18 protein-coding genes and 1 CRISPR repeat array (1 of these 19 only partly in view) are annotated in these 22586 nt (G+C 70.2%); of the genes, 8 read left to right on the top strand and 10 right to left on the bottom strand.

All coding sequences use genetic code 11. The features are described 5' to 3' along the window. Window positions 1-386 precede the first annotated feature (386 nt). The 4 genes from Nocox_RS35970 to Nocox_RS35955 all read right to left on the bottom strand — a co-directional run bounded on the left by Nocox_RS35970 (window position 387) and on the right by Nocox_RS35955 (window position 6063). Window positions 387-1895 carry a trypsin-like serine peptidase gene (locus Nocox_RS35970; protein WP_020544147.1) on the bottom strand — a complete coding sequence of 503 codons (1509 nt, stop codon included), beginning with the start codon at window positions 1893-1895 and terminating at the stop codon, window positions 387-389. A 395-nt stretch (window positions 1896-2290) separates the two neighbouring features. Further along, complete coding sequence (locus Nocox_RS35965; protein ID WP_020544146.1) at window positions 2291-3454, bottom strand: trypsin-like serine peptidase; 1164 nt, start codon at window positions 3452-3454, stop codon at window positions 2291-2293. 231 nt (window positions 3455-3685) lie between these two features. Next, window positions 3686-4822 (bottom strand): trypsin-like serine peptidase, encoded by a 1137-nt coding sequence (locus tag Nocox_RS35960; protein ID WP_020544145.1) that lies wholly within the window; start codon window positions 4820-4822, stop codon window positions 3686-3688. Between the two features lie 305 nt (window positions 4823-5127). Then, window positions 5128-6063: a trypsin-like serine peptidase gene (locus tag Nocox_RS35955; protein ID WP_020544143.1), complete on the bottom strand. Its 936-nt coding sequence runs from the start codon at window positions 6061-6063 to the stop codon at window positions 5128-5130. 272 nt (window positions 6064-6335) lie between these two features. Here Nocox_RS35955 and Nocox_RS35950 point away from each other — a divergent pair, with 272 nt between their 5' ends. The 4 genes from Nocox_RS35950 to Nocox_RS35935 all read left to right on the top strand — a co-directional run bounded on the left by Nocox_RS35950 (window position 6336) and on the right by Nocox_RS35935 (window position 10657). Continuing rightward, entirely contained in the window at window positions 6336-7778 is a 1443-nt protein-coding gene (locus Nocox_RS35950; protein WP_020544142.1) for a hypothetical protein, read from the top strand. A 112-nt stretch (window positions 7779-7890) separates the two neighbouring features. Further along, a complete protein-coding gene (locus Nocox_RS35945) occupies window positions 7891-8769 on the top strand; it encodes a hypothetical protein (RefSeq protein ID WP_020544141.1) in 879 nt (292 codons plus the stop codon). Between the two features lie 27 nt (window positions 8770-8796). Then, window positions 8797-9753: a zinc-binding dehydrogenase gene (locus tag Nocox_RS35940; RefSeq protein WP_020544140.1), complete on the top strand. Its 957-nt coding sequence runs from the start codon at window positions 8797-8799 to the stop codon at window positions 9751-9753. 73 nt (window positions 9754-9826) lie between these two features. Continuing rightward, entirely contained in the window at window positions 9827-10657 is an 831-nt protein-coding gene (locus Nocox_RS35935) for an oxygenase MpaB family protein (RefSeq protein WP_020544139.1), read from the top strand. Between the two features lie 6 nt (window positions 10658-10663). Here the strand turns inward: Nocox_RS35935 and Nocox_RS35930 are convergent, their stop codons facing one another. The 5 genes from Nocox_RS35930 to Nocox_RS35910 all read right to left on the bottom strand — a co-directional run bounded on the left by Nocox_RS35930 (window position 10664) and on the right by Nocox_RS35910 (window position 17114). Next, a complete protein-coding gene (locus tag Nocox_RS35930; RefSeq protein ID WP_020544138.1) occupies window positions 10664-11404 on the bottom strand; it encodes a PadR family transcriptional regulator in 741 nt (246 codons plus the stop codon). Then, window positions 11401-12204 (bottom strand): DUF4097 family beta strand repeat-containing protein, encoded by an 804-nt coding sequence (locus Nocox_RS35925; RefSeq protein ID WP_020544137.1) that lies wholly within the window; start codon window positions 12202-12204, stop codon window positions 11401-11403. The genes Nocox_RS35930 and Nocox_RS35925 overlap by 4 nt, the downstream gene beginning before the upstream one ends. Before the next feature lie 83 nt (window positions 12205-12287). Continuing rightward, window positions 12288-12467: a DUF6104 family protein gene (locus tag Nocox_RS35920; protein WP_020544136.1), complete on the bottom strand. Its 180-nt coding sequence runs from the start codon at window positions 12465-12467 to the stop codon at window positions 12288-12290. Between the two features lie 133 nt (window positions 12468-12600). Then, window positions 12601-16263 carry a multifunctional oxoglutarate decarboxylase/oxoglutarate dehydrogenase thiamine pyrophosphate-binding subunit/dihydrolipoyllysine-residue succinyltransferase subunit gene (locus Nocox_RS35915; protein ID WP_020544135.1) on the bottom strand — a complete coding sequence of 1221 codons (3663 nt, stop codon included), beginning with the start codon at window positions 16261-16263 and terminating at the stop codon, window positions 12601-12603. 206 nt (window positions 16264-16469) lie between these two features. Continuing rightward, on the bottom strand, window positions 16470-17114 hold the full coding sequence (locus tag Nocox_RS35910) for a B3/B4 domain-containing protein (protein WP_020544134.1): 645 nt from the start codon (window positions 17112-17114) through the stop codon (window positions 16470-16472). Between the two features lie 75 nt (window positions 17115-17189). On the opposite strand from Nocox_RS35910, the gene Nocox_RS35905 reads away from it, so the two are divergent. Together Nocox_RS35905 and Nocox_RS35900 are read left to right on the top strand one after the other, a co-directional pair. Further along, the gene (locus Nocox_RS35905; protein ID WP_020544133.1) at window positions 17190-17759 is read left to right on the top strand and encodes a winged helix-turn-helix domain-containing protein; all 570 of its coding nucleotides are present in this window, start codon (window positions 17190-17192) and stop codon (window positions 17757-17759) included. Continuing rightward, window positions 17756-19039 carry an MFS transporter gene (locus Nocox_RS35900; protein WP_020544132.1) on the top strand — a complete coding sequence of 428 codons (1284 nt, stop codon included), beginning with the start codon at window positions 17756-17758 and terminating at the stop codon, window positions 19037-19039. Before Nocox_RS35905 ends, Nocox_RS35900 begins: the two co-directional genes overlap by 4 nt. Here the strand turns inward: Nocox_RS35900 and Nocox_RS35895 are convergent. Next, a complete protein-coding gene (locus Nocox_RS35895; protein WP_020544131.1) occupies window positions 18987-19832 on the bottom strand; it encodes a glutathione S-transferase family protein in 846 nt (281 codons plus the stop codon). The two genes, Nocox_RS35900 and Nocox_RS35895, sit on opposite strands and share 53 nt — an antisense overlap. 55 nt (window positions 19833-19887) lie before the next feature. On the opposite strand from Nocox_RS35895, the gene Nocox_RS35890 reads away from it, so the two are divergent. After that, on the top strand, window positions 19888-20946 hold the full coding sequence (locus Nocox_RS35890; RefSeq protein WP_063711643.1) for an MBL fold metallo-hydrolase: 1059 nt from the start codon (window positions 19888-19890) through the stop codon (window positions 20944-20946). A 71-nt stretch (window positions 20947-21017) separates the two neighbouring features. Then, window positions 21018-21890, top strand: coding sequence for an SDR family NAD(P)-dependent oxidoreductase (locus Nocox_RS35885; protein ID WP_020544129.1), 873 nt, complete (start codon window positions 21018-21020; stop codon window positions 21888-21890). 382 nt (window positions 21891-22272) lie between these two features. After that, window positions 22273-22586: direct repeats of the CRISPR family, unit length 29 nt; unit sequence GGGACCATCCCCGCGTGCGCGGGGAGCAC (it continues 1244 nt past the right edge of the window).

Raw genomic sequence — 22586 nt, 5'->3', positions numbered from 1 at the left:
GTCCCATGCGTCAGTAAAGGGATAGCCAGGAACATACAGTGTTGATCTTGAGCTCGGGTAGTCGCTTTGGAAGGAAAAGAGGCGACAAGTCGGGCGTGATCGTTCTGTGATGTTTAGGCGGCTGATGCGCAGGAGCGGGAGAAGGCTCGGCTTGGTAGCGTTTGCCCTGATCAACATAAGGGAGCCGTAAGCGAGGCTTCCGGGGTGATCGCGAGAGCTTGAGTGGATCGCTCTCGCCAATGTGACGCAGATCACATTGGATTCATGGCACCGGATCGGCGCCCCGTGCGTCAAAAGGTCTTCACTTTCCGGCCGGCAACGCAAAAGGGCCCGGCGGATGCCGGGCCCTTTGCTACGAACGGTTCAGAACCGAACGCGATGCGTCATCAGACGATCTTGCCGGACCAGTTGGAGGCCGCGGCCTTGTAGACCGTGTTGGTCTCGCCGTCGAAGTACGGCGACGAGATGTAGTCCACGCGGCCGTTGCCGTCCTGGTCGTTGAAGGTGCTGGTGACACCGTTGACGTAGCCGAGACGCTTGGCGTTGCTGTACTTGTACAGCCAGGGGCCGCCGTCGGCGCCCTCGGTCATGGCGCACTTGAGCGCCACGTGCTCCTCGATCTTCTTGGCGGCGGAACCGACCAGCTTCTTGGTGGTCTTGCCGTAGCACCACTTCGGCGTGACGCCGGTGTAGTTCTTGTTGCCGTCAGGGTGAGGAGCGGCCGGGTAGCCGAACACGCGGACGTACTTGCCGGTCGGCTGGTTCCAGGCGAAGCCCTGGCCGCCCACGTTGTCGCCGAGGCGACCGGCGTCCTTGACGTGGCCCTCCACGATGAAGAACGTGGTCCGGTAGTACTTCACCGAGGACGTCTTCTTCACCCAGTACTTGACGAAGTAGTGGGTGATGGTGAAGTTGCCCTTGGCGTCGATTTTCCGGTAGCCGGGACCGTTGTAGCTCTTGTACTGCGACTCGGTCACGTGCTCGGTGACCGTGGCCCGGTTGGCCTTGGCGCCGTTCTTCTGGCCGACGGGGGCGGCGTCGAACTGCTCCTTGGAGACTTCCTTGAGCACCTTGACGGCGCCCTTGTAGTCCGGACCGACCAGGTCCTCGGTCGTGTTGGCCTTGGCCCAGCAGTCAGGGGTCTCGCCGCCGTTGAGGTCCTTGCACTTCTGGTACTCGGCAGCGGTGATTTCCTCGTCCTTGGCGTCCTTGACGCCCTGGAACTTGTCCCACTCGGCCTTGGTGACCTTCTTGGTGGTCCCGTTGCCGATGCTCACGCCGTTGTACACGGTCACGAACGCGTAGTCGCGGTCGTAGTCCTCGTACACGTCGAAGTCGTAGTGGGTGTAGGCGGTCTTGCCCACGTAGATGCCCCAGGGCGCCTTGCCCTGGTAGTAACCCGGGACGAAGACCCACTTGGACATGACGTCCGCGTTCGAGCCGGTGTCGTACACACAGTGGCCGGCCGTGGCGACCAGGTTGCGGTACTTGGACTGGATGGAAGTGGCCGAGCACCACTTCTTCTCGCCCTTGCCGTTGACGAAGAAGACCTTGCCGATGGTCTTCGGCAGGTTCACGTTCTGAACCTTGGCCGTGGTCTTCTTCTCCTCGCCGATCGGCGCGGTCGAGCCCGGCTTGGTGTCCGAGCTGTAGCCGCCCTTGGTCTGGAGCTTCGCCACGTCGGACTTGTCCCAGACGTTGGACTCCTTGGCGGCCTTGAGGGCAGCACCGTTGTTCTCCGCCCAGAAGTCCGCGATGGCCTTCGCGTTGGCCGAGGTGGTGGCCATCGGGTCGGAGGCGGTGGTCGTGTCGGCCTGAGCCGAACCGGCCAGGCCGGCGGCCAGAAGGCCGGTAGCCAGGATGGCGCCACCGGCGGGAATGAGGATGCGCTTCAAGGGAACTGCTCCTTGGTCTGTCGTGGGTCGCAACACGCGGCCCATGCGTCAGTAAAGGGATTGCAAGGAACATAGCGCGGTGATCTCCGCAGGTGAAACCCGGTCCGGACGATTCGGAAGGCCCCGTTACCTCTGTTACCTCGTCGTTATCTGTCAGAGGCCGTTCCGTGTTGGGGCTGTTTTTGCAGGGTAAAAGCGGTTTGTGGCTTGCGGGAGGAAAGTTCCATTAGTGATCACTTCGCCGGAGGATGTGACATAGATCACAGGAACCAGATTTGGGCGTACTCCGTCTAATCTCGCCCGATCTTCACAGGTGATCTTCAGGAAACAGCGCGAGGGCCCCCGCCCTGACGGCGGAGGCCCTCGCGTTCCCCTGGCAGGGCTCTCGGTCATGCCTATCTGTAGAGCTCGCCCCTCGGGCCGACGATCTTGCCGGACCAGACGTTCTTGGCCGCGTTGTAGACCGCGGCCGTCTCACCGTCGAAGTACGGCGAGGTGATGTAGTCGATGCGGTCGTTGCCGTCCTGGTCGGCGAAGGTGCTGGTGACGCCGTTGACGTAGCCGACGCGCTTGGCGTTGCTGTAGTTCAGCAGCCAGGGGCCGCCGTCGTAGCCGGGGGTCACGGCGCACTTGAGCCCGATGTGCTCCTCGATCTTCAGCCAGGAGGCGCCCACGGCCTTCCCGGTCGTCCGCCCGTAGCAGTGCTTGGGCGTCACGCCGCTGTACGGCTTGTTGCCGTCCGGGTGCGGCGCGGCCGGGTAGCCGAAGGTGCGGACGTACTTGCCGCTCGCCTGGTTCCAGGCGAAGCCCTGGCCGCCGACGACGTCGCCGAGCCGGCCCGCGTCCTTCGACAGCAGGAGGTAGTAGTGGCCGCCCCAGCGGCGCTTGGGGCCGGTGAAGCTCTCGTAGTCGCGCCGGTCCACCTGCTTCACGCGGTCGAAGAGGATGCCGTTGTAGACGGTGACGAAGGCGTAGTCCTTGTCGTAGTCCTCGTAGACCTCGAAGTCGTAGTGGGTGAAGGCCTGCTTGCCGACGTAGATGCCCCACGGGGCCTTGCCCTGGTAGTAACCGGGCACGAAGACCCAGTTGTCCATGACGGCCCTGTTGGCGTCGGTGTCGTAGACGCAGTGGCCTGCGGTGGCGACCAGGTTGCGCTGGTTCGACTGGATGGAGGTGGCCGAGCACCAGCGGAACTTGCCGTGGCCGTCGACGAAGAAGACCTTGCCGACCGTACGGGGCAGGTTGATGTTCTGGGCGCTGCCGGCGGACTTCGCCGAGCCGGTCGGCGCCGTGGTGCCGGGGCTGCCGTCGGGGGTGTAGCCGCCCTTGGAGACGACCTTCCTCACCTCCTTGGCGTCCCAGGTGTACTGCCTGGCGGCGCGCAGGGCGGCGCCGTTGGAGGCGAGCCAGAAGGAGGCGACCGAGACGGCCTGGGCGTTGTTGCGGGCCATGGGGTCGTGGGAGACGCCCCCGTCGGCCTGTGCGGCGCCGGACAGGCCGGCCGCGAGCAGGCCGGTGGCGAGGAACGCGCCGCCGGCGGGCAGAAGGATTCGGGTCACGGTAACTCCAGGTTGCGCTGACTTGAGGCGCCTCGTGCACCTGACAGATTCAGCAAAAACGGACGACCCGGAACCTACAACGCTGAGCAGCGGTGGGGATGGGGTGAGGAGGGCGCGTTCAACGTTCCAATGGAGAGCGTGACCTTACCGAGATCCAGGGATCGGCTGATCGCGGGCAGTGACCGACCGGTTGCGTATGACTTAGGTCACATTTGTCGGAAAGGTGTGTCGTCAGGCGATTTTCGCGGGCGTGCGTTGCGCCGCCGCGCGCTGGTAGACCGTGCCCGCGACCGTGTCGAAGTAGGGCGAGGAGACCGCGTCGTAACGCTTGTCGCCGTCGCGGTCCCAGGTCAGGCTGTTGACGCCGGCGAGACTGCCGATCTTGCGCGTCCGGTCGAAGTCGATCACCCACGGCCCGCCGCTGGTGCCCGCGCTGAAGTCGCACGCCTGGAGCTGCACGCCCTTCTGCAGGTCGAGCGGCGGGGCGGCGTTCCAGATCGTCCGGCCCTCGCGGCACATCCGCAGCGTCTTGCCGTCGTACGGGCGGCTGCCGTCGGGCTGCGCGCCCGCCGGGTAGCCGAAGGTCGCGACCGTGTAGGTGCCCGGCTTCTTGTTGATCTCCAGGCCGAGGCCGCCCACGTTGTCCTGGAGGCGGCCGACGTCCTGCATGGTGTACTGGCCGTTCTTGTTCACCCAGGCGAAGCCGCGGTGGACGGTGACGAAGGCGTAGTCGTAGTCGTAGTCGCCCCTGCCGATCCAGTCCTCGTGCAGGCTGATGGACGAGGCCACGTAGATGCCCGTGGGCTGCTCGCCGTTGGGTCCCGGGTTGGGGACGAAGATCCAGTAGTCGGCGGCCTTGGCCTGCCGCGGGTCGTAGGCGCAGTGGCCGGCCGTGGCGACCACGCTGCGGTTCCTGGCCGCGACCGCGCTGGCCGAGCACCAGTACTCCTTGTCGCCGAAGCGGAAGAAGACCTTGCCCATCGTGCTGCCGACCTGGGCGCCCTTGGCCGGCAGCGCGGGCGCGGCGAGGCGGCCGGCGCTGAGCTTGGCGGTGCTCGCCTTGCTCGCCGTGTTCGCGGCGGCGCGGGTGGCCGGACCGGCGGCGGCGCCCGCGGAGGTCGATCGCGGCGCGGCGGCGGTGCCGGGCGTGGCCGGGCTGTAGCTGTCGGTGTGCTTGAACTTCTCGGGCTTCCAGTAGTCGGCGACCCGCTTGACGTCCGCGGCGGTCCTGGCGAGGGCGATGCTCTGCACCTTGCCGGCGGTGGTGGCGTGCGCGCTCTGCGCGGCGGCGATCCCCGTGTGGGCAGGCAGCATCAGCAGCGCGCCGCTCAGCGCGGCGGCCAGCAGCTGCCGGGCCCGGGAGATCATGAAAAAGCCTTTCTTGGGGTCGTAAGGGGCGATTTTTCCAGATGAGTGGAGGGTATTGCAGCCCGGATAGGGATTCGTTACCGGATCCAGGTTCCAACGTGAACTATAAGGACGCCGTCAGCCTGCCACTCCTGATACGCCGTAACGATCAAAAGTCTTTCGACGTTCGCGCAGGTCAGAGCCATGATCGCGATGACGGGCGACGGGGCGTAACTCACCGGCATTTCGCCGTGATCAGGTGATCGGAGTCACGCGGAAAGAGATCGAGGAGGCCCCTGAGCCGGGGCCTCCGAGACACAGGACGGTCACGGCATGACGCCGGTCCACCGGTTCGCCGCCGCCTTGTAGATCTTGTACGTCTCACCGTTGAAGTACGGCGACGAGATGCGCTCGTAACGGCCGTCGCCGTCGGTGTCCCACGCCACGCTGTTGACGCCGACGAGATGGCCGGTGCGCGAGGCGCTCCTGTAGTCGGCGAGCAGGGGCCCGCCGTCGGCGCCGGCGGTGAAGGCGCACGCGAGGCCGACGTGCTGCTGCGCGTTGTACCTCTTGGCCTCCGGCATCGGCCGGGTCGTCCCGGTGCAGCGCTTCATGGTGCGGCCGCCCGCCGGGTAGCCGAAGGAGAGCACGTTCAGCCTGGCGCTCCGGTTCCAGGTGATGCCCTGGCCGCCGACTTTGTCGCCGAGGCGGCCGGCGTTCTTCCAGGAGGCCGTGATGCCGTTGTGGACGTTGACGAACGCGTAGTCGTAGTCGTAGTCCTCGTTCACCACGAAGTCGGCGTGCGCGTTGAAGGTCTTCGCGGCGTAGATGCCGTACGGGGCCTTCCCGTCCCGGTACGAGGGGATGAACACCCAGTTGTCGTAGAAGGCGTTGCGCCGGGTGTCGTACACGCAGTGGGCGGCGGTCGCCACGAGGTTGCGGTGCTTGCTCCGCACCGAGGTGGCCGAGCAGGAACGCCAGTTGCGCGGGTCGCGCGGGTCGGTGCGGGGCAGCGTGAAGAACACCCTGCCGACCGTGTCGGGCAGGCCGGCCTGCTTGCTCTTCTTCGTGCCGGTGGCCGGCCCGGCGCGGTCCGGCGTCCAGAACCGGATCGCCTGCTCGGCGGAGGTGGTGACGTCGACGGCGACGACGTCCGAGGGTGCCGTGGCGCCGGCGGCGGCGCCGTCGAGGCTTCCCGCGGCCAGCCCGGCGGCCGTCAGGCCGGCGAGGGTGGTCGCGATGCGCCTTGCTCGGGGGTTCATGGGGCTCCTTCCGGTTCTCGGCGGCCCAGAGCGGGGTGCTGCGCCCCGGTGGGCCAGGAAAACGCTGGAAACGCTAATGAAGGGCCCGAGCGGGTCGCGAGAAAGCGACGGAAAAAGCATGATCCGGTTATCCGGGCAGCCGGGTCGGATGCCTGAAGAGAAAGCGTCTCCGCAGGTGGGGGCCCTGTTGAATTCCCACTGGTAACAGCGGCAACCTGATCAACAAAAGTCACCGCTTACCAACCGAATTTTGTTCTGGTTGGATGGAGGGCATGGATTCCCGCACCCCCTGCCTCATCGGCCTCGCGCAACGCACCGTGCGCGCGCAGCCCGGCCCCGAACCGCTCGATCTCTGGGAGGAGGTCGCGCGCGCCGCGGCAGACGACGCCCGGCTGCCGGTCGAGCGGCTGGAGTCGATCCAGATCGTCTACACCGACTCCTGGCAGTACGACTCGCCCGTGGGACGGCTGGCCGAGCGGCTGGGGGCGGCGCCGCGGCACCGGGCGTACTCGAAGGTGAGCGGCACGGCACCGCAGACGCTGATCGGCGCGGCGGCGGCCGGGATCGCGGCGGGGGAGTTCACCTGCGCGCTGGTGACCGGGGCCGAGGCGCTGGCCACGCGGCGGGCCTACCGGCGGGCGGGCGAGCGGGCGCCGTGGAGCCATCCGGCCGACCCCAAGCCCCCGTACGGCTGGGAGCGGCCCCCGCATCCGGCCGAGCTGGCGCACGGGCTGGTGCTGCCGGTGCACACGTACCCGATCATGGAGACGGCCAGGCGGGCGGCGCTCGGGATGTCCGTCGAGGAGGAGATGCGCGAGCGCGGGCGGCTGATGGCGCCGATGACCGAGGTGGCCGCCGCCAACCCGTACGCCTGGCGGCGCACCCCGCGCGGCGCCGGCGAGCTGGTGACCGGCAGCCGCTTCGTCGGCTGGCCGTACACCAGGGACACCGTGGCCGTGCTGGAGGTGGACCAGGCCGCGGCCGTCGTGCTGGCCAGCACCGGGCTGGCCGACCGGCTGGGCGTGCCGCAGGACCGGCGGGTGTACCTGCGCGGGTGGGCGTACGGCGAGGACACCTGGGAGGTGGCGGCGCGGCCCGCGCTCGGCGCCTCGGAGGCGATCCCGCGCGTGGCCGCCGCCGCCTTCGCGCGGGCCGGGCTCGGCCTCGCCGACATGGACGCGCTCGACGTCTACAGCTGCTTCGCGATCGCGCTGCGGCAGGCGTGCGACGCGATCGGGCTCGACCCGTACGACCGGCGTGGGCTGACCGTCACCGGCGGGCTGCCGTACGCGGGCGGCCCGGCCAGCGACTACGTCCTCCACTCGACCGCCACCATGGCGGGGCTGCTGCGCGCCCAGGCGGGGCACGGGCTGGTGACGGGGGTGGGGATGCATCTGACCAAGCACACGTACGCGGTGTGGTCCAGCGAGCCCGGCGGCCGGCTGGGCGGCGCCGCGCCGGTGTTCGCGGCCACGGGCGTGCCCCTCGTGGACGTCCACGAGGGCGAGGCGGTGGTCGCCGGCTACACCGTCGCGCACGGCAGGGACGGCGCGGCCGAACGCGGCATCCTCGTGGTGGACCTGCCCGGCGGCGGGCGGGCGCACGCCCTGGTGGAGGAGCCGGCGCTGCTGGCCGAGGCCGAGTCGCGGGAGCTGGTGGGGCAGCGGGTCCGGCTCGTCTCGCCGGACGGCAAGGTCAACCTCGCCTCCTGGTGATCGGTTGTGAATTCGTGACATGTCCGCCCGCTCCGAGGGCTTGCGCGGGCGGTCGCCGCTCCTTTGAACTGAGAACGAGGGCGCAAGCCGCACTACTGAACGAGGAACGCCGGTGGCTGACCGGTTCGACGTCATCGAAGCGGGCCGGAGCGGGCGCCGCCGCCGGCTCGGCCTGGTGGTGCTGCTCGTGGCCGTGCTGGTGCCGGTGATCGGCCTGGTCGTGAGCCGGCGGCCCCCGCCCGCCGCGCCGCCGCCGGCCCCCGATCCGATCAGGTCGCTCACCAGGATCGAGAGCCCGCCCAACGTGCTGCGGGTCACGCCGGTGACCAAGGGCGGCGACGCGGTCATCGACGTGGTGTTCCCCGACGGGCGGCGGGCGAGCGTGCGCTATCCCGCCGGGCTGGACCTGGCCGGCATGGGCGTGCGGCCGTTCCAGGGGATGTGGGTCGACGGCGTCTACCGGCAGGTGACGGCGCCGTACAACGGGGAGATCGAGATCACCCGGGGCGGCGAGCCCATCCGCTCGTACGCCCCCAACGTCACCCTGTGGCCCCAGCAGGCGGGCAGTTCGGGGCGGGGGCAGGTGCTGCTGTTCGCCTTCGGCAAGTGGCGCCTCGCCCTGTACGACGTGGGGGCCGGGCTGACGTTCGAGCAGCGGCTCGCCGTGGCCCGCCGGCTGCGGGGCGAGGAGACCGGGGACGGCTACCTGGTGCTGTCGGGCGGCGGCCCGGTGCGGCTGGCCAGGCCGGGCGAGAGCGTCCGGGGCAATCCCGTCGGGCCGCAGCTCTGGTTCGGCGGCGGGGGGCGGGCGATGGTCGCGCTCGTGCCCACGCCCCACTGCGGGAAGAAGGACCCGGTGCCGTACGTGATCAGCGGGCGCGGCCGGCCCGCGCGGACGGTGTGCCGCGGCGGCGTGCAGATCGCTGTGACCGGCCCGGCGGACTATCGTGAGCAGGCGCTGCGCGGCATCAGGGTGACCCTCAAGGACTAGCGGCGGCCGGTTCTGTAGGGTGCGGCCATGTTCGCCGTAACCGCCACACAGACCGACCCCGACAACCCGCTCGCCGGCCTGACACTGGGGGAGCACCCTGAGCCGAAGACGCCGGACGGCTGGACGACCGTCTCGGTACGGGCGGCCGCGCTCAACCACCACGACCTCTGGACGCTGAAGGGCGTCGGCATCCGCCAGGACCGGCTGCCGATCGTGCTCGGCTGCGACGCCGCCGGCGTGGACGAGGACGGCAACGACGTCATCGTGCACGCCGTGATCGGCTCCGGCCCGGACGAGACGCTGGACCCCAGGCGCTCGCTGCTGTCGGAGGTGCACGACGGCACGTTCGCCGAGCGGGTGGCCGTGCCGCGCCGCAACCTCGTGCCCAAGCCGGCCGCGCTCAGCTTCGAGGAGGCCGCGTGCCTGCCGACGGCCTGGCTGACCGCCTACCGGATGCTGTTCGACAAGGCCGGGCTGCAGCCGGGTTCGACGGTCCTGGTGCAGGGCGCGGGCGGCGGCGTGGCTACCGCGCTCATCGCGCTCGGCCGGGCGGGCGGCTTCCGGGTGTGGGCGACCAGCCGCTCGGCGGACAAGCGCGAGCGGGCCCTGCGGCTGGGCGCCGACCAGGTCTTCGAGAGCGGCGCGCGGTTGCCCGAGCGGGTGGACGCGGTCATGGAGACGGTCGGCCAGGCCACCTGGGACCATTCGCTCAAGTCGCTCAAGCCGGGCGGGCGCATCGTGGTCAGCGGCGCCACCAGCGGGGCCGTGCCGTCCGCGGACCTCAACCGGGTGTTCTTCCTGCAGCTCTCGGTGGTCGGCTCGACGATGGGGACGCGCGAGCAGCTCCAGCGGCTGGCGGTGTTCCTGGAGCAGACGGGCGTGCGGCCGGAGATCGACCGGACGCTGCCGCTGGCCGAGGCGCGTGACGGCTTCGCCGCCATGGCGGAGGGGGAGCTGTTCGGGAAGATCGTCTTCACCGCCTGATAAGTGGCAGGTTACTTCGGGGCCGCCCCGGTGATACAAAGAAAGTAGAGTTGTATCACCGGGAGGCCCGATCATGGATGTGGAGCCCTTCGGCCCGGGTTCGATGCACTGGGACACCGCGGGCGAATACCGCAACCTGCTGGTGGCCGGCAGCGCCCTGGTCCTGCAGACCATGCATCCGGCGGTGGGGGCGGCGGTCGCCGAGCACTCCACGTACAAGTCGGATCCGTGGGGGCGGCTCAACCGCACGCTCGCGTCCGTACAGACCTGGGTGTACGGCGGCGCGGCCGGCCCCGCCGAGGGACGGCGGCTCAGGGAGATCCACCGCACGATCAGCGGCGTGGACGAGCGCGGCCGGCCCTACCACGCGCTGAACGCCGAGGCGTGGGCCTGGGTGCACCTGACGCTGTTCGAGCGGTTCGTCGCGCTCAACCGCCACTTCGGCACCCCGCTCACCAGCGCGGAGCAGCGCCGGCTCTACGTGGAGTCGCGGCAGCTCGGCCGCATCCTGCGGGTGCCGGAACGGGAGCTGCCCGCGGACCTGGAGGACTTCTGGCGCTACTTCGACCGCATGGTGGCCGAGCGGCTGGAGCCGCATCCGACCGCGCTCGACGTGCTGGCGGCCATGCGGGGCGCGCCCGCGCCTCCGGGGCTGCCCGCCCCGCTGCGCCGGCTGTGGACGCCGGTGGGGGCGGGCGCGGGCGAGTTCACCCACTTCCTCACGGTCGGCACCCTGCCGCCCGCCGTGCGGGACAAGCTCGGCCTGCGCTGGACGGCCCGGGACGAACGGCGGCTGCGGCACGTCGGGCAGGCGGTCGCGGCGCTGACGCCGCGGTTGCCGGAACGGCTGAGGTACATGCCGATCGCCTACCGCGCCCGCAGGGCCGCCCGCGCCGCCGCGTGACGGGGCTCAGCGTTCGAGGATGTCGCGGATCCGGCGGGAGGCGTCGTCCAGCGCCGTACGCAGGTCCTGCAGCTTCTCCCCGGTCAGCCGGGCCCCGGACGCCTCCCTGCGCGCCTGCGCGACGAAGTCGGCCAGCAGCTCGCCCAGCTCGGCGTCGAGATCGGCGCGGGACGGCGGCGCGCCGCCGAGCGTGGCCCAGATCTCGGTCCACATCCGGCGCCACTCCCTGGTCAGCCGCTCGCTCTCGCCCTGCCACTGATGGGCGTGCTCCTGCCACTGCCGCCACTGCTCGTCCCGCAGCCGCTGGAACTCCTCCTTCTGCCGCCGGCCGAACCCGACCGGGTCCTCCCGGCCGCCGGTGCGCACGTCCTTGGCCATCCGGGTCAGCTCGTCGCGCAGCGACTTGACCGTCTCGCGCACGTCCTCCTTGACCTCGCGGGCGATGTCGCGGACGGAGGCGGAGATCTCCTCCTCCAGGTCGTCGAGCTCGTCGAGGCGGGCGTTGAGCTCCTCGCGGCCCTTGTCGGTGATCGAGAAGACCTTCTTGCCGTCGGCCACCTCGTGGGTGACCAGGCCCTCCTCCTCCAGCCGGGCGAGGCGCGGGTAGATCGTGCCGGGGGAGGGCGAGTAGACGCCGAGGAAGCGGTCCTGGAGCAGCCGGATCACCTCGTAGCCGTGACGCGGGCTCTCCTCCAGCAGCTTGAGCAGGTACAGCCGGAGCCGGCCGTGACCGAAGACAGGGCTCATTCCTTCTCCCCCTTGAGCAGCGCGACCTCGCCGGAGACCGTGGTCGCCGACACCGAGGCCATGCCGCCGCCGAGCCGCCCGGACATGGTCCTCATGCCGGGACTGCTCGAGTCGGACAGTTCGTCGAACGTGCTGATCAGCCGGCCGGAGGTGGAGCGGACGGTGACGTCCGCGTCCGCGTTGTCCGGCAGCCTGACCAGGATGTCACCGGAGACGCTGGTGAACGTCACATGCCCCGTGGGCCGCAGCGCCAGGTCGGCGGTGATGCGGCCGGAGACCGTGTTGGCCCTGAGCCGGCGCGGCGTGCCGTCGGCCACCGTGAGGTCGCCCGAGACGCTGTTGAACGACAGGTCGCCCTCCATCGCCCGGCTCTCCACGGCCCCGGAGACGGTGTTGGCGTGCACCTCGCCGCTCACCCCGTCGAGCACGATCTCCGCCGACACGCCCTTGACGCGGGTGGACCGCTCGAAGCCGGCCACGACGGCGGGCGCCGACACCACGCCCGCGCTCACCCGGCACGACTTGGGGACGGCGATGGACAGCACGGTCCTGCGCGGGTCGCGGCGCAGCCAGCCGAGCAGGCCGTCCCAGGTGAGGTCCTTGTAGGCCACGGTGAGCGAGCGGGCGTCCTCGTCGTAGGTCACGATGAGCGGGGAGGCCGAGTCGATCTCGGCCACCTCCAGCGTCGGCGGGCCCTCGCTGGCGAGCACCGCGAGCCGGCCCGCGACGATGCGCACGTCGAGCGATTCCACGGCGCCGAAGGTCAGCTGCTCCGGCGTTTCGACGGTCCACTGCTGCATGCTTCCGCCCTTCTGGCGACACGTCTTATGAGAACACGATATGTCGCGTTCGGCGGAAACTCAAGATGTATCGCGTTTTACGGCTATTCGTCGTCCTCGTCGTCCAGCCGGGCCAGCCACGTGGCCAGCCGCTCGACCGGGGTCTCGAACTCGGGGTTGAGGTCCACGAACTCCCGCAGCCGCTCACCCAGCCACAGCAGGCTGACCTCCTCCTCGCCCCGGCGCTCGACCAGCTCCTCGATCCCCCGATCGGTGAAGTACATCGCTCTTCCGTCCCGTCATCCTGTGGTCCGCTTGCGTCTTCGCCCGAACTCTAGCCCCTGACCGGCACGGATCCGGAAACGGCGGATGCCGGCGGCCCAGAAGGACCACCGGCATCCGGCGAAACAACCTGGATCAGGCGAAGACCTGGTGCAGGATCTCCTCCAGCTCCGTGTCGTGCGCGTTGTGCGAGCCCGAGGCCGGCGAGCTGTTGGGCGTGCGCGAGACCCGCCGCACCGACCGGCCGCCCAGCGCCTGCGGGTCCTCGGCCAGCTTGAGCGTCAGGTAGGGCCACGGACCCATGTTGACCGGCTCGTCCTGCGCCCAGATCAGCTCGACCTGGCCGCCGTAGCGGCCCAGCTCGGCCGCCAGCTCCTCACCCGGGAACGGGTAGAGGCGCTCCAGCCGGACCAGCGCCACGTCGTCACGGCCCAGCTTGCCGCGCTCGGCCAGCAGCTCGTAGTAGAGCTTGCCCGAGCACATCACCACGCGGGTGACCTTCGCCGGGTCCACCCCCGTGTCGGCGAGCACCGGCTGGAAGGTGCCCGAGGTGAAGTCGGCCGCCTTGGACGTCGCCGCCTTGTGGCGCAGCAGCCACTTCGGCGTGAAGACCACCAGCGGCTTGCGCCGCTGCGACTCCACCTGCCAGCGCAGCAGGTGGAAGTAGTTGGCCGGGGTGGTGGGCTGCGCGACGGTCATGTTGTCCAGCGCGCAGACCTGGAGGAACCGCTCGATGCGGGCCGAGGAGTGGTCGGGACCCTGGCCCTCGTAGCCGTGCGGCAGCAGCAGCGTGACCGAGGACTTCTGGCCCCACTTCTGCTCACCGGACGAGATGAACTCGTCGATGATCGTCTGGGCGCCGTTGACGAAGTCGCCGAACTGCGCCTCCCAGCACACCAGGGCGTCGGGCCGCACGACGCTGTAGCCGTACTCGAAGCCGAGCGCCGCGAACTCGCTGAGCAGCGAGTCGTAGACGTAGAACTTCGTGGTGCCCTGGTTGAAGGTCTTGAGCGGCGTGTGGTCGGCGCCGGTCATCCGGTCGACCAGCACCGCGTGCCGCTGGGTGAACGTGCCACGCCGGGAGTCCTGGCCGACCAGGCGGACCGGGTGGCCGTCGAGCAGCAGCGAGCCGAAGGCCAGCGTCTCGCCCATCGCCCAGTCGATCGCGTCCTGCTCGACCATCTGGCCGCGGCGCTGCAGCACCGGCGCCAGGCGCGGGTGCGGCGTGAAGCCGTCGGGGAGGTTGAGCTGGGTGTCGACGATGCGCTTGAGCGTCTCGTGGGTGATCGCCGTCGGGGTGTCGTCGTGCGACCACTTGACGACCTCGGTCGGCGGCACCCGCATCGCGGCCGCCTCCTGCGGCTTCTTCGCCGCCTCGCGGACCTCGGTGAACGCCTGCTCCAGCTTGGCCTGGTAGTCGCGCAGCGCCGACTCGGCCTCCTCGACCGTGATGTCGCCGCGGCCGATCAGGGCCTCGGTGTAGAGCTTGCGGGTCGAGCGCTTGGCGTCGATGAGGTCGTACATCAGCGGCTGGGTGAAGGCCGGGTTGTCGCCCTCGTTGTGACCGCGGCGGCGGTAGCAGATGAGGTCGATGACGACGTCCTTGCGGAACGCCCGCCGGTATTCGTAGGCGAGCTGGCCCACCCGGACCACGGCCTCGGGGTCGTCGCCGTTGACGTGGAAGATCGGGGCCTGGATCATCCGCGCCACGTCGGTCGCGTAGACCGACGAACGGGACGAGGCCGGCGAGGTCGTGAAGCCGACCTGGTTGTTGACCACCACGTGCACGGTGCCGCCGGTGCGGTAGCCGCGCAGCTGCGACAGGTTGAGCGTCTCGGCCACGACGCCCTGGCCGGCGAAGGCCGCGTCGCCGTGGACCAGCACCGGCAGGACGGTGAAGCCCTCCTCGCCGCGCTCGATGAGGTCCTGCTTGGCGCGTACGACGCCTTCCAGGACCGGGTCGACGGCCTCCAGGTGGGAGGGGTTGGCGACCACGGACGCGGTGATGGTCTTGCCGCTCGGCGCGGTGAACGTGCCGGTCGCGCCCAGGTGGTACTTCACGTCGCCCGACCCGTGCGCGGTGCGCGGGTCGATGTTGCCCTCGAACTCGCCGAAGATCTGCGCGTAGGACTTGCCCACGATGTTGGCCAGCACGTTGAGCCGGCCGCGGTGGGCCATGCCGATGACGACCTCGTCGAGGTCCTCGTCGGCGGCGTCGCTGATCACCGAGTCGAGCAGCGGGATCAGGGACTCGCCGCCCTCCAGCGAGAAGCGCTTCTGGCCGACGAACTTCGTCTGCAGGAACGTCTCGAACGCCTCGGCGGTGTTGAGCCGCGACAGGATGTTGAGCTGCTCGTCGCGCTCGGGCGACTTGTGCGGCTTCTCCACCCGCGCCTGGATCCAGGCCCGCTCCTCGGGGTTCTGGATGTGCATGTACTCGATGCCGACGGTGCGGCAGTAGGAGTCGCGCAGCACGCCGAGGATGTCGCGCAGCTTCATCAGCGGCTTGCCGCCGAAGCCGCCGGTGGCGAACTCCCGCTCCAGGTCCCACAGCGTCAGGCCGTGCGACTGGATGTCGAGGTCGGGGTGCTTGCGCTGCTTGTACTCGAGCGGATCGGTCTCGGCCATGAGGTGGCCGCGCACGCGGTAGGCGTGGATCAGCTCGATCACCCGGGCGGACTTGGCCACGTCGTCGTCGTGGGTGGCCGAGATGTCCTGGACCCAGCGCACCGGCTCGTACGGGATGCGCAGCGCCTCGAAGATCTCGTCGTAGAAGCCGTCCTCGCCGAGCAGCAGCCGGTGGATCTGGCGCAGGAAGTCGCCCGACTGGGCGCCCTGGATGATCCGGTGGTCGTAGGTGCTGGTCAGCGTCATGACCTTGGAGACGGCCAGGCGCGACAGGGTCTCGGGGGAGGCGCCCTGGTATTCGGCCGGGTATTCCATCGCGCCCACGCCGATGATGGTGCCCTGGCCGGGCATCAGGCGCGGGACCGAGTGGACGGTGCCGATCGTGCCGGGGTTGGTCAGCGAGATCGTGGTGCCGGCGAAGTCGTCGACCCCGAGCTTGCCGGCGCGCGCCTTGCGCACGACGTCCTCGTAGGCCATCCAGAACTGGCGGAAGTCCATCTCCTCGGCGCCCTTGATGGAGGGCACGAGGAGCTGACGGTCGCCGTTGCTCTTCTGGACGTCGATCGCCAGGCCGAAGCCGACGCGCTCCGGCTTGACCAGCGTCGGCTTGCCGTCGACCTCCGTGTAGGAGTAGTTCATCTCCGGCATGGCCCGCAGCGCCTTGACGATCGCGAAACCGATCAGGTGCGTGAAGGAGACCTTGCCGCCACGGCCCCGCTTGAGGTGATTGTTGATCACGATGCGGTTGTCGATGAGCAGCTTCGCCGGGATCGCGCGCACGCTGGTCGCCGTCGGGACCGACAGCGACAGGTCCATGTTGGCCGCGGTGCGGGCCGCGGCGCCGCGCAGCCTGACCTCCTCGGCGTCCTTGGGCACGGGGGTGGCGGGCTGCTTCGGCTTCTCGGCCGCGGCGGGAGCCTTGGCCGCTGCCGGAGCCGTCACCGCCGTCTTGGCAGGTGCGGAGGCGGGCGCGGTCGTGCTGCCGTTCGCCGCCTCCCTGACCGGGGTTCGGCCCGGCCCGTAATCAGGGTTGTAGTCAGCGAAAAAGTTCCACCAGGCCTTGTCGACCGACTCGGGGTCCTGGAGGTACTTCTGGTACAGCTCGTCGACAAGCCACTCGTTCTGACCGAAGCTTGCCAGCGGGTTTGTCCGCGACGACTCAGACGACACGGCGGAAATCGCCCTCTTCCGCAGATCGGCGTTGATGTTAGAGAACCTGTCCAAGGCTACTCGCCCGGACTGGCAGTACGTGCCGAAGAGCGCGCGCCGCCTCGCACGATCCTCTCAGGAGCGTGCGAAGAGGTCACGCCCCCCCTTGCCAATCCGGGTGGCACTGGGGATTGTTACTGTTTGATATCAACACCGGGGCGGCAGGTTTAGTTCCGCGGGGACAACAGTCTGGTGGCGATCCGGACACCCGGCGACAGCTCCGCCAGCAGGTCGGCCAGCTCCTCGCCGGCCTCCTTCAGCTCTTCCAGCGTCATCGGCTCCAGCCGCTCCAGCAGGAAGATCGCGTTGACCGTCTCCTCGGTGAGCCGGGTGCGGGCCACCTGGCGCCAGTTCCATCTGCGGCAGGTGACGCCGAGGTCGTCGCGCCAGATCACCTCGCCGGGCTCCGGCGTGCCGAGCGCCTCCTCCGAGGGCTCGTCGCCGGCCGCCCGCACGAGCCGCGCCGGGCCGGAGTAGCGGTCGAGGTCCTCGCCGCCGATCGGCAGCGCGTGCTTGACGCTGATCGCGTTGTAGGCGTCGACCGCCCGGTTGATCTCCGGCAGCGGCATGCGCCGGGTGAGGGCGTCGACCGAGGGCCGGGTGCGCTGCGGCTTGGCGCCGAACGCGCGGTAAGCGTCCTTCCAGGCGTCGATCTTGGCGGGCTGCGGCTCCGCCTCGGCCGCCGCCGCCAGCCAGGCGCGGGTGCGGTCGTCCGTCGGGCCGTTGCTCAGCCCGTGCGCGGTCATGACCAGCACGGCGAAGTCGGGCCGGAGCGCGTGGACGGATTCGTCCACCCAGATGTCGTCGAGCACGCTCCCAGTTTAGGAGAGGCGGCAACTCGCAAAATTCACTTTGCAAAATTGTCTTTGCGGTTTACCGTGGACGGTGTGGAGGAGCAGTACAAGATCAGTGACCCGCGGGTGCTCAAGGCCGTCACCCACCCGCTGCGCGTGCGCCTGCTCGGCCTGCTGCGCCGCGACGGCCCCGCCACCGCCAGCGAGCTGGCCCGCAAGGTGGGCGAGAGCTCCGGCTCGACCAGCTACCACCTGCGCGAGCTGTTCAAGTTCGGCTTCGTGGAGGAGGACGACGAGCGGCGCGACGGCCGCGAGCGGCGCTGGCGCTCCCGCCACCGCTACACCTCGTGGGACGCGGCCGAGATGACCGCGACGCCCGAGGGCCGCGAGGCGGTCCGGATCATGCACCTGCGCCAGGCCGAGATGGTCGGCCGGGCGCTGGGGGAGTTCGACCTCGCGGACTGGCCGCGCGCGTGGGTGGACGTCTCCGGCATGAGCGACCACATGCTCACGCTGCCCCCCGCCGCGCTCCGCGAGTTCGCGGGCCGCGCCGAGGCGCTGGTGCGCGAGCTCGCCGACCGCCACGCCGGCGACCCCGACGCCAGGCAGGTGCAGGTCTGGTACGGCGCCGTCCCCCGCTCTCCCGGACAGGAGGAGTCATGACCGCACGCTCGGCCTTACGCCGTTACCTGCTCGTCTGTTTCCTGACCTGGCTGCCGCTCGGTCTGATGATGTCCTCCCAGGTCCTGCTCATGACCGAGCGGGGGCTCGGGCTGCCCGAGATCGGCCTGACGGTGACCGTGTTCTCCGTCGTCACCGCGAGCCTGGAGCTGCCCACCGGAGGGCTGGCCGACGTGATCGGGCGGCGCATGGTGCTGGCCGCCTCGGCCGCGTTCCTCACGGCGGGTCTCGCGCTGATGAGCGTGGCCACGACGCTGTGGGCGTTCCTGGCCGTCGGCGTGCTCAAGGGCGTGGCGCGGGCGCTGTCCAGCGGCCCGTCCACCTCCTGGTACGTCGACACCCTGCACCGGATCGAGGGCCGCGACGCCGACCTCAAGCCCGGCCTGGCCAGGGGCGGCGCCATGGAGTCCGCGGCCCTCTGCGTCGGCGTGCTGGCCGGCGGCGTCCTGCCGACGGTGGTGCCGCCGGGGCTGATGTTCCCGCTGGCGGCGCCGAGCCTGGTGGCCGCCGTGGCGGCGGCGCTGCTGCTGGCCGTGGTGCTGGTGGCGCTGCCCGAGCCGCCCCGCGAGCGGCTGTCGCCGGCCGGGGTGCTGCGCGGGGTGCCCGCCACGATCGCCGGCGGGCTGCGGCTGGCGGCCGGGGGCGCGCTGCTGCGCCGGCTCATGCTGGCCGCGGTGTGCTCAGGCGTCATGCTGACCGCCGTCGAGCTGCTGACGCCGGGCCGGCTGGCCGAGCTGGCCGGCTCGGCGGAGGAGGGGAGCTTCGCCTACGCGGTCGTCGCCGCGCTCGGCTTCGCGGGCAGCGCGGCGGGCAGCGCGCTCGCGCCCCGCGCGGCCCGCCTGGCGGGCAGCTCCGCCAGAGGCGCGATCGCGGGCGCGGTGGTGTGCGGGCTCTCGGTCGCCACCTTGGCCGCCACGTCGGGCCTCGGCGGGGCCGCCGGCCTGGTGAGCGCCGCGGCGGCCTACGTCGTGCTGTTCGCCGGGCTCGCGGTGACCTCCGTGCTGTCGCTGGAGCTGACGCACAACGCGGTCACCGCGGCCGAGCGCACCACCCTGACGTCGATCTCCTCGCTGTCCCTGCAGTCCGGCGGCGTCGCGGCCAACCTCACGCTCGGCGCGCTGGCCGCCCAGGCGGGCCTCGCCGCCGCCTGGACCGTGGCCGCCGCGGTCACGCTGGTCTCGGCGCTGCTGTTCGTACGGCTGCCGGTGCTCACAGGCTCCAGTCCAGCTCCGGCCCCACAGGTACGATCCGGCTCGGATTGATCCCGGTCTGCGTCATGTAGTAGTGGCGCTTGATGTGGTCGAAGTCCGTGGTCTCACCGAAGGCCGGGATGGCGTGGAGGCGGCGGGCGTAGGCCCACAGCGCCGGATAGTCGGTCAGCCGCCGCACCATGCACTTGAAGTGCGGGTAGTAGACGGTGTCGAACCTTGCCAGCGTCGTGTAGAGGCGCACGTCGCTCTCGGTGAGCGTGTCGAAGAGGTAGGCGGACTCGGCCAGGCGCACCTCCAGGTGGTCGAGGGTGGTGAAGACCCGCGCCACGGCCTCCTCGTACGCCTGCTGGTCCCGCGCGAAGCCCGCCTCGTAGACCGCGTTGTTGAGCCCGTGGTAGAGGCGGTCGTTCATGATCTCGATGTCGGGGCGCAGGCGCTCGGGATAGAGGTCGGGCGAGGTGCCCCACGACATCTCCAGGTCGAGGGTGATCTGCGGAAAGTCGTTGGTGACCAGGCGCTTCTCGTGGGTGTCCCAGACGCAGGGGACGGTGTAGCGGCCGGTGTAGCCGGGGTCGGTGGCGTGGTAGAGCTCCGACAGGTATTCGGGGTCCCCGCCGGGGACGCGCCAGCCCTTCTCGTCCCTGATCGGATCGACGATCGTGACGTCCAGCAGGTCCTCCAGGCCCAGCAGCCGCCTGACGATCAGCACCCGGTGCGCCCACGGGCAGGCGTAGGAGGCGTAGAGGCGGTAACGGCCCGGCTCCGGGGGACCGAGGCGGTCGGTGAAGCGGTTGGGCTGCCGGACGAAGCGGCCATCGCCCGAGATCTCGCGGCTCGGCTTCATGGTCCCAGTAGAACATGATTCGGATCCAGAACCCGGCTCGGGCACAATCGTGGCCATGGCGAAATTCGTGGTGACCCCTGCCAGCCGGGCGCAGCGGGAGGCGTGGACGGGCGGGACGATCCCCGACGTGGAGCGGGTGCGGCCGGGGCTGTGGTCCATCCCCGTGCCGATCCCCGTCAACCCCCTGCGGTACGTGCTGGTCTACGCCCTGGAGCTGCCGGACGGTGTCGCGATCGTGGACGCCGGCTGGAACACCGACGAGGCGTACGAGGCCCTATGCTCCGGCCTGCGCGTGGCCGGGTACGCGATCACCGACGTCAAGGGCGTGCTCGTCACCCACATCCACCCCGACCACTACGGCCTGGCCGGGCGGGTCCGCGAGGCGTCCGGGGCCTGGATCGCCCTGCACCCCGCCGACGCCGCCCTGCTGCGCGAGCGCTACGACGACGAGGCCATCGACGGGCTCGTACGCCGCGAGCGGACGCTGCTCGACCGCTGCGGCGTGCCCGCGGCGACGCTCGACGAGCTGGCCGGCGCGTCGATGATGATCCGCCACATGGTCTCCATGGCCCGCCCCGACCGGCTCGTCGAGGACGGCGACGACCTGGGCCTGCCCGGCTGGGACCTGCGCGCGATCTGGACGCCCGGCCACTCGCCGGGCCACCTGTGCTTCGTCTCGCCCGAGCGGCGGGTGCTGTTCTCCGGCGACCACGTGCTGGCGAAGATCACTCCGATGGTGGCCGTGCATCCGCAGTCGCCGCCCAACCCGCTCGCCGACTACCTCGACTCCCTGGCCGCCGTGGGCGGGCTGGAGGTGGACGAGGTGCTGCCCGCCCACGAGTACCGGTTCCTGGAGCTGGGGGCGCGGGTGGACAGCGTGCTCGCCCACCACGAGGAGCGACTGGCCGAGATCGAGCGGGTGGTGGCCGGGCACGACGGCGTCACCTGCTGGGACACCGCGACGCGGCTCACCTGGTCGCGGCCCTGGGAGACGATCCCGCCGTTCATGCGGCGCTCGGCCAACAACGAGACGCTGGCGCACCTGGTGTGGCTGGAGGCCAAGGGACGGGTACGGCGCTCGCCGGGCGAGCCCGACCTCTGGCATCCGCAGTGACCGGTGGCGCCGGGCTTCTGGCGGGTTATGGTACTCGTACTAGAACGTTGTTCTCCTGCCATGGAGGTTCCATGCTTCGGTTCGATGACAGGGTCGCGATCGTCACAGGGGCCGGGCACGGCCTCGGCAGGTCGCACGCGCTCCTGCTGGCCGAGCGGGGCGCCAAGGTCGTCGTCAACGACCTCGGGGGCGCGCTCGACGGCACGGGGGCCTCCGCGGGCCCCGCCGCGGAGGTGGCCGAGCTCATCAACAAGAACGGCGGCCAGGCCATCGCCAACACCGGCAACGTCGCCACCCCGGAGGGCGCGCGGGACATCGTGAACGCGGCCGTGGACGCGTTCGGCAAGGTCGACATCGTCATCAACAACGCGGGCATCCTGCGGGACAAGTCGTTCGGCAAGATGACGGTCGAGGAGTTCGACGCGGTCATGGCCGTGCACGTACGCGGCTCGTTCCTGGTCAGCCTCGCCGCCTACCCGATCATGAAGGCCGCCGGCTACGGCCGCGTGGTCAACACCTCCAGCCCGGCCGGCCTGTTCGGCAACTTCGGCCAGGCCAACTACTCGACGGCCAAGATGGGCCTGGTCGGGCTCACCAAGACGCTCGGCATCGAGGGCGCGCGCAGCGGCATCAGGGCCAACGCCATCGCCCCGGTCGCCTGGACCCGGATGACCGAGTCGCTGCTGCCGGCCGAGTTCGAGGCCAAGTTCACGCCGGAGCGGGTGAGCGCGCTGGTGGCGTACCTGACGCACGACTCGTGCGAGGTCAGCGGCGAGGTGTTCACGGTCGGCGCGGGGCGGGTGGCGCGGGTGTTCGTGGCCGAGGGGCCCGGCTGGAAGACCGACGACATCACGCCGGAGGCCATCGCGGACAACTGGGAGTCGATCATGGCGGAGCAGCCGTACGTGCTGTCGGCCGGCGACTCGATGAAGGCCATGCTGTAGTCCCTGATCGGATGAAGACGGCCACCACGTGATCATTCGGGGTTCGTGAGCATCTCTGGAGGTCGCGTGATGGCCGTGGCCGCCTCTGTGGACCCTTACCGCCGGCTGGCTGCCGTCGGCGAATTGATGGACCGAACCACCGGCTGCTCCGGCCACTCAAGGATGCAAAGCGCATGGTGGCTCGTAACCATGGCTTCTTGGGCCCCCTCCCCGCATGCGCGGGGAGCACCGTGGTCTAGCCAATGCCGAAACGCCGGGCGAGGGAGCATCCCCGCATGCGCGGGGACCACACGAAGCCGCTGAGGTCGATCTGCAACCCCACGGGATCATCCCCGCAACGCGGGGAGCACCAGGTGGAGACACCTCGGGGAGCAGCGATGCTGGGATCATCCCCGCATGCACGGGGAGCACGCCGACGTGGTCTTGCCGGTGCCCGGTTTGAGGGGATCATCCCCGCATGCGCGGGGAGCACCTTGGCAAGGGCCGCATCGTGGTCCCCGAGGTGGGATCATCCCCGCGTGCGCGGGGAGCACGGTATGCGTCCGGTTCCACCGCAAGGGCGGCAGGGACCATCCCCGCGTGCGTGGGGAGCACAAGAACACCAAGGTCGATAAGTGGGCCGAATGGGGACCATCCCCGCGTGCGCGGGGAGCACGGCGAGGAAGGGCCGGAGCTCGTCACGTTGCCGGGACCATC

The sequence above is a fragment of the Nonomuraea coxensis DSM 45129 genome (assembly GCF_019397265.1).
Taxonomy (GTDB): domain Bacteria; phylum Actinomycetota; class Actinomycetes; order Streptosporangiales; family Streptosporangiaceae; genus Nonomuraea; species Nonomuraea coxensis.
The sequence above is the reverse complement of the archived record's forward strand: the minus strand, read 5'-3'. Positions and strand labels throughout refer to the sequence as shown.

Coding starts and splice junctions, on each gene's coding strand:
- Nocox_RS35960 (WP_020544145.1), bottom strand. CDS start 4,822: ATGATCTCCCGGGCCCGGCAGCTGCTGGCCGCCGCGCTGAGCGGCGCG.
- Nocox_RS35955 (WP_020544143.1), bottom strand. CDS start 6,063: ATGAACCCCCGAGCAAGGCGCATCGCGACCACCCTCGCCGGCCTGACG.
- Nocox_RS35950 (WP_020544142.1), top strand. CDS start 6,336: ATGGATTCCCGCACCCCCTGCCTCATCGGCCTCGCGCAACGCACCGTG.
- Nocox_RS35940 (WP_020544140.1), top strand. CDS start 8,797: ATGTTCGCCGTAACCGCCACACAGACCGACCCCGACAACCCGCTCGCC.
- Nocox_RS35935 (WP_020544139.1), top strand. CDS start 9,827: ATGGATGTGGAGCCCTTCGGCCCGGGTTCGATGCACTGGGACACCGCG.
- Nocox_RS35930 (WP_020544138.1), bottom strand. CDS start 11,404: ATGAGCCCTGTCTTCGGTCACGGCCGGCTCCGGCTGTACCTGCTCAAG.
- Nocox_RS35925 (WP_020544137.1), bottom strand. CDS start 12,204: ATGCAGCAGTGGACCGTCGAAACGCCGGAGCAGCTGACCTTCGGCGCC.
- Nocox_RS35920 (WP_020544136.1), bottom strand. CDS start 12,467: ATGTACTTCACCGATCGGGGGATCGAGGAGCTGGTCGAGCGCCGGGGC.
- Nocox_RS35900 (WP_020544132.1), top strand. CDS start 17,756: ATGACCGCACGCTCGGCCTTACGCCGTTACCTGCTCGTCTGTTTCCTG.
- Nocox_RS35895 (WP_020544131.1), bottom strand. CDS start 19,832: ATGAAGCCGAGCCGCGAGATCTCGGGCGATGGCCGCTTCGTCCGGCAG.
- Nocox_RS35890 (WP_063711643.1), top strand. CDS start 19,888: ATGGCGAAATTCGTGGTGACCCCTGCCAGCCGGGCGCAGCGGGAGGCG.
- Nocox_RS35885 (WP_020544129.1), top strand. CDS start 21,018: ATGCTTCGGTTCGATGACAGGGTCGCGATCGTCACAGGGGCCGGGCAC.